Below are 1,610 nucleotides of genomic sequence, written 5' to 3' on the forward strand. Positions count from 1 at the left end.
TTTCAGTCATGATTTTGAGAATTGAGAAACAGAGTAAAGAAGAGAGGAGCCCTGAACCTTCAGAATAATTCATTCACAAGGTCAGGGCCAACAGTATGTTTCAACTTTCTGACTTTGAAGGCGAATAGAATCATCGCGTTTCTCCGTCGGCAGGAATGTTGCGTCGAAAACTTTGCCAGGTATCTGCGGCTGTTGTTGTGCTTTTCGGCTGATGTCGAGTATCATCACAACCCGTTCCTCCACTGAAATGGCACTTTATCTATTATACGAAACTGTCCAGCCGATGTTTGCAGATTATTTTTGGATTTTTGTGGCAGCGACCTCTTATCTGGCCGGTTCGATTCCGTTTGGCCTGTTGACAGCGAAGCTGGTGGCAGGAACCGACATCCGCAAAGTAGGCAGTGGTAATATCGGTGCCACCAACGTGGCACGGACACTGGGAGCAAAATGGGGAATTGTGGTCCTCCTGCTGGACGCTCTAAAGGGCTTGCTTCCCGTGTTGTGCATTCCCCCCTTATTCGTAAGCCCTGATTCGACTGATTTTGATCAGGTCCGCGTGTTGAGCGGCGTGGCCACGATTCTCGGTCACATGTTCCCGGTCTGGCTTGGTTTTCGAGGCGGAAAAGGGGTCGCCACCAGTTTGGGAGTCATTCTGGTGCTGGGACCCTGGTCAACACTGGTGGCAGTGGCCGCCTTTGCTCTGACTTTTCTGATCTCACGGATTGTCGCCCTCAGTTCGATTGTCGCCGCGACTGCTTTTGGCGTGGCGCAGTTCATTCAACTGGGATCTTCTGCGTTCACGCAGGAAAAATGGGGACTGGCCGTTTTCAGTATTGCCGTCCCGCTGTTGATCATTGTGCGACACTGGAGCAATCTGGGACGAATTCTGCGCGGGGAAGAAAAGAAGTTTCAGCTTGGGAGCCGCAAAAAAGCGGAATCAGCACCGTCTGAAATTAAACCGGATGCAGATGCGTAAGATCTCGTCATTGATCAAGCCAGGCCGATGAGATCGTCATGATCAAATCGCTGGCTCTGATTTTGAATCTGGTGTTTGCAGAAGCGGCTCCTGTTTCCCTACAGGAACGGGAAGTTGATCAGGATTCGACTCTGATATTATTCGTCAGGGCATACTGATCGATTTCGCTTAACGCGGCATGGGTGGCGAGTTGCTTGTGGTAAAAAGAATCGGTACGTCCGGAAAGAACGACGATTTCTCCCAGGATATCCACTTTTAACGACTGAACCTGACTTCCGGTCCGCAAGGCAATCGTCTGTTCGATCTTCTGGGCAAGTTTTTTTGCGATTTGGGAATAGGTCTCTACACTCATAAGCGATCCTCCTTGAAATTGGTCAATGTACCGACAGACAATCACTTGTGTTCCAGCCAGCATAAAGTCTGAGCTGTCGCAGCATTCAAGGCGGGTAACTCTGAGGCGCAAACTCTTGAAACTCTTATCGACAAGCAGCTAACATTGTTCCGCTCGGCGCAGAACACAAATCCATTTTTCTGTTACTGATCATTCACAGTGGGAAAATGCGAAATTATCCGTTATACAGATAAGATCATTGCCTGCTTAAGGTTCCTCTCTCTTAAGAAAGCAATTCATTCA

The 1,610-nt window shown here is 48.9% G+C and carries 2 protein-coding genes; one reads left to right on the plus strand and one right to left on the minus strand.

The window, feature by feature from the left end; genetic code table 11:
* Positions 1–283 precede the first annotated feature (283 nt).
* Complete coding sequence (gene plsY, locus Q0294_RS00625) at positions 284–976, plus strand: glycerol-3-phosphate 1-O-acyltransferase PlsY (RefSeq protein ID WP_299459622.1); 693 nt, start codon at positions 284–286, stop codon at positions 974–976.
* Positions 977–1,094: 118 nt separating this feature from the next.
* Here the strand turns inward: plsY and Q0294_RS00630 are convergent, their stop codons facing one another.
* On the minus strand, positions 1,095–1,328 hold the full coding sequence (locus Q0294_RS00630) for a BON domain-containing protein (protein ID WP_299459625.1): 234 nt from the start codon (positions 1,326–1,328) through the stop codon (positions 1,095–1,097).
* Positions 1,329–1,610 lie beyond the last annotated feature (282 nt).

Origin of the sequence: uncultured Gimesia sp. (assembly GCF_937919775.1) — a bacterium.
Lineage (GTDB): Bacteria > Planctomycetota > Planctomycetia > Planctomycetales > Planctomycetaceae > Gimesia.

Excerpts from the sequence above, each read along its gene's own strand:
- plsY (WP_299459622.1), top strand. The coding sequence starts at position 284 with ATGTTTGCAGATTATTTTTGGATTTTTGTGGCAGCGACCTCTTATCTG.
- Q0294_RS00630 (WP_299459625.1), bottom strand. The coding sequence starts at position 1,328 with ATGAGTGTAGAGACCTATTCCCAAATCGCAAAAAAACTTGCCCAGAAG.